Consider the following 3,978-nt stretch of genomic DNA (forward strand, 5'->3'; position numbering starts at 1 on the left):
TCTCCAAGGTCCACAAACAGGCGATGCGGCATCAGCGGCTTGGCCGCCACGTTCTGCTGATCGGCCATGCCGGGCACCCCGAGGTGATCGGCACCATGGGACAGTTGCCGGAAGGCGCGGTAACGCTGATCGAGACCGAGGCCGATGCCGCCCGGCTTGTGCCGGCCGATCCCGAGGCACTCGGTTTCGTCACCCAGACAACGCTCTCGGTCGAGGATACTGCCGGTATCATCCGCGCGCTGCAGGAACGCTTTCCGGACCTGCAGGCGCCGGCGGCGGAATCGATCTGCTATGCCACCACCAACCGCCAGGAAGCGGTAAAGGACACGGCCCCCGGTGCTGACCTCTATCTGATCGTCGGCGCTCCCAATTCCTCGAATTCGCGCCGCCTCGTCGAAGTTGCCGAACGCGCCGGCGCCGCCATGTCGCTTCTCGTGCAGCGCGCCGCCGAAATTCCGTGGAATGACATCGGCAGCATTTCGACGCTTGGCCTGTCGGCGGGAGCATCGGCGCCGGAGATCATCGTCGACGAGATCATCGACGCGTTCCGTCAGCGTTTCGATGTGACCATCGACCTGGCCATCACGGCCACCGAAACAGAGGATTTTCCGGTCATGCGGGTATTGCGCGATGTCGAACTGACGCCGGCCGACATGGCCTTCGTCAACGGGGCCGCGTGAACGGCCATGGCGGTGTACACCGACGTTGCGGAGGGCGAACTCGGCGCTTTCCTGAAGCACTATCCGGTCGGCGACCTCCTGTCCTACAAGGGCATCGCCGAAGGTACCGAGAATTCGAACTTCCTGCTGCACACCTCCAGCGGTTCCTACATCCTGACGCTCTATGAAAAGCGGGTCGAGAAGGCGGACCTGCCGTTTTTCCTTGGGCTGATGGGCCACCTCGCCAACAAGGGGGTGTCCTGCCCGTTGCCGGTTACCGCGCATGACGGCAGCGTCATCGGCACGCTGGCCGGCCGGCCGGCGGTCATCATCACCTTCCTCGAAGGGCTTTCGCTGCGGCGACCGGCCGCGACCCATTGCGCCGAGGTTGGCAAGGCGCTGGCCGCGCTGCATCTGGCCGGCGCCGATTTCTCTATGACCCGCCCCAACGCGCTCGCCATCGACGGCTGGCGCAAGCTTTGGGACGCGGCCCGCGCCCGCGCCGACGAAGTCGAGCCGGGACTGGCGGCCGAGGTCGATGCCGACTTCGCCGATTTCGAACAGAACTGGCCCAAGGGGCTCCCCAAGGGCATAATCCACGCCGATCTTTTCCCGGACAATGTCTTTTTCCTGGGCGAAAAGCTTTCGGGTCTGATCGATTTCTATTTCGCTTGTGACGATCTCTACGCCTACGATGTCGCCACCTGTCTCAATGCCTGGTGCTTCGAGAAGGATTTTTCCTTCAACCTTACCAAGGGCAAGGCATTGCTTGCCGGTTATCAGAGCGTGCGCCCGCTGAGCGCGGAGGAGAAGGCGGCGCTACCGATGCTGGCGCGCGGCTCGGCGCTGCGCTTCATGCTGACCCGGCTTTACGACTGGCTGACCGTCCCCGATGGCGGGCTCGTCATGAAACGCGACCCGACCGAATACATCAGAAGGATGCGGTTCCATCGGGCGATCAGATCTCCTTCGGAATATGGATTGGCCGAATATGGGGCATCATGAGCAAGCAGGTTGAAATCTTTACCGATGGCGCCTGTTCCGGCAATCCCGGCCCCGGCGGCTGGGGCGCCATCCTGCGCTTCAACGGCGCCACCAAGGAACTCTCCGGCGGCGAGGCCGAGACGACCAACAACCGCATGGAATTGCTGGCGGCCATTTCGGCGCTGAACGCGTTGAAGGAGCCTTGCACGGTCGAGCTTCATACCGACAGCAAATACGTCATGGACGGCATTTCCAAATGGATCCATGGCTGGAAGAAGAACGGCTGGAAGACCGCCGACAAGAAGCCGGTCAAGAACGGCGAGTTGTGGCAGGCGCTGGACGAGGCCAACCGACGCCACAAGGTCACCTGGAACTGGGTGAAGGGCCATGCCGGCCACACCGAGAACGAGCGTGCCGACGAACTGGCACGGGAAGGCATGGCGCCGTTCAAGAAGGGGCCTTTCAGGCCGGCAGTGCTGGCGCCAAAGCCTGATGGCCAGGCAGAGCAGCCGCTGGCTTCGAAGCCGCGTCGTTCTACGCAGAGCTATTGAGCTTCTGTTCGAGGGGGCTGACCGGCCGGAGAGTTTCTGTCATGTCGATCGCCTACTACATCACCCATCCTCAGGTTCAGATCGACGCCACCATTCCGGTACCGGATTGGGGTCTGTCCGACATCGGCCGCGCCAGGGCGCATGCAATGCTGGACCAGCCGTGGATCGCATCGATCGCGCGTGTGGTGTCATCGGGCGAACGCAAGGCCGTTGAAACCGCCGAGGTGCTCGGGCGGCACCTCGACCTTGCGGTGCAGGTGAGGGAGCGGATGCATGAGAACGACCGGTCGGCGACGGGTTTCCTGCCGCCTCCTGAGTTCGAGGCGGTCGCCGACCGTTTCTTCGCCAATCCGCACGAAAGCATTCGTGGCTGGGAGCGAGCCATCGACGCGCAGCAGCGCATTGTGAGCGAGGTCGAGGCCGTGCTTGATGCCGGCGGCGCCGGAGATATCGCCTTTGTCGGACATGGCGGTGTCGGCACGCTCCTGCTGGTGTCGCTGAGCGACAGCCGGATCAGCCGCGACGCGGATCAGCCGGCGGGCGGCGGCAACTATTTCGCCTACGATATCGGCGCCCGCCGCCTCATCCATGGATGGCGGCCGATCGACAGGGTAGAACAGCCCCTGAATCCTTAGCGGATCAGCAGCGCCGTTCCCCAAAGACCGAGTGCGAACACGGTGTGCGAGACCAGGTTGAGGGCGCGGATTAGCATCGGATTAGGCCGCTTTGACGCCGCCCAGCCGGCGCCCATGCCTGGCGCCAGCAGGAACCAGCCGGCGCCGATGGTGACGATGCCGAGGATGAAGGCCGGCAGGAAGGTCGGGGCCGCCAACCAGCCCGCGCCCGCCAGCACCACCAGGATGATGCCGTAGACAATGCCGACGAAGTAATGGAAAGCCCAGCCCAGCGCCTTCTCATGGGCGTAGGGCGTGGCATCGCCAATATCGTCGTGAAACACCTTGTGACGCAGATGCCAGACCCAGCGCCCGACCGGCCCCCAGTTTGGCCGTGGTTGGCCGAACGCCTTGTGCAGGAAGAAGGCCCAGATATCCATCAGGACAGTGGCGCCGACGCCGATCGCGATAGCGCGCCAGATGATGTCAAACATCGTTGGAATTCCCCCCGAAAGCCGGCAGTTCTGGAGCGCAGCCGCTTGTTAGGCGAGGCCAGCCGTTGCGACCCCCGCCTGACCGGCCGTCGAAGCTCAGAGCTGGCCGAGAATATGAGCCGCGCCGGACTCGTCGACGCCGGGTTTGGTCTCGACATTGAGCGCGGTGACCTTGCCGTCGTCGATAATCATCGAAAACCGCTTCGAGCGCAGGCCCATGCCGCCACCGGAGTAGTCCGCGTCAAGACCGACCGCCTTGGCGAAATCGCCATTGCCGTCGGCCAGGAACAGGATCTTGCCTTCGCCGCCGGTGAAGCGCGCCCAGGCGCCCATGACATGGACGTCGTTGACCGAAACGACCGCGATGGTGTCGACGCCGCGCGCCAGGATCGCGTCATGGTTCTCGAGATAGCCGGGCAGATGGTTGTTGCTGCAGGTCGGCGTGAAGGCGCCGGGAACGCCGAACAGAACCACTTTCTTGCCCGGGAAAATCTCGGCCGACGTGATCGCCTTGGCGCCGTCGGCGGTCATGGTCTTGAAGGTCGCCTCGGGCAGCTTGTCGCCAACGGAAAGGGTCATGAGTTCCTCGCTTGGGGATTTGGGGAAGGACGGTGCTTGCGTAGCGAACTAGGGGGCTCCCTGCAACTGTTCGGGCAAGCTGGATCAAGGGAAAGGC

6 protein-coding genes are annotated in these 3,978 nt (G+C 63.8%); 4 read left to right on the forward strand and 2 right to left on the reverse strand.

Annotated features, from left to right (window positions below):
- From ispH to EOA36_RS29760, 4 genes are all read left to right on the forward strand, one after another.
- Positions 1-680 (forward strand): 4-hydroxy-3-methylbut-2-enyl diphosphate reductase (ispH, locus tag EOA36_RS29745; protein WP_127280538.1); only part of this gene is annotated, 680 nt, incomplete at its 5' end.
- Positions 681-686: 6 nt separating this feature from the next.
- Positions 687-1,664 carry a homoserine kinase gene (locus EOA36_RS29750; protein WP_127280539.1) on the forward strand — a complete coding sequence of 326 codons (978 nt, stop codon included), beginning with the start codon at positions 687-689 and terminating at the stop codon, positions 1,662-1,664.
- Entirely contained in the window at positions 1,661-2,194 is a 534-nt protein-coding gene (gene rnhA, locus EOA36_RS29755; RefSeq protein WP_127280540.1) for a ribonuclease HI, read from the forward strand. Before EOA36_RS29750 ends, rnhA begins: the two co-directional genes overlap by 4 nt.
- Positions 2,195-2,235: 41 nt before the next feature.
- Complete coding sequence (locus EOA36_RS29760; RefSeq protein ID WP_127280541.1) at positions 2,236-2,829, forward strand: histidine phosphatase family protein; 594 nt, start codon at positions 2,236-2,238, stop codon at positions 2,827-2,829.
- Here EOA36_RS29760 and EOA36_RS29765 read toward each other — a convergent pair.
- Together EOA36_RS29765 and EOA36_RS29770 are read right to left on the reverse strand one after the other, a co-directional pair.
- Positions 2,826-3,302, reverse strand: coding sequence for a DUF2938 domain-containing protein (locus EOA36_RS29765; RefSeq protein ID WP_127280542.1), 477 nt, complete (start codon positions 3,300-3,302; stop codon positions 2,826-2,828). The genes EOA36_RS29760 and EOA36_RS29765 overlap by 4 nt on opposite strands.
- A 96-nt stretch (positions 3,303-3,398) precedes the next feature.
- Positions 3,399-3,881: a peroxiredoxin gene (locus EOA36_RS29770; RefSeq protein WP_127280543.1), complete on the reverse strand. Its 483-nt coding sequence runs from the start codon at positions 3,879-3,881 to the stop codon at positions 3,399-3,401.
- Positions 3,882-3,978 lie beyond the last annotated feature (97 nt).

The sequence above is a fragment of the Mesorhizobium sp. M8A.F.Ca.ET.021.01.1.1 genome (genome assembly GCF_003998025.1).
GTDB lineage: Bacteria > Pseudomonadota > Alphaproteobacteria > Rhizobiales > Rhizobiaceae > Mesorhizobium.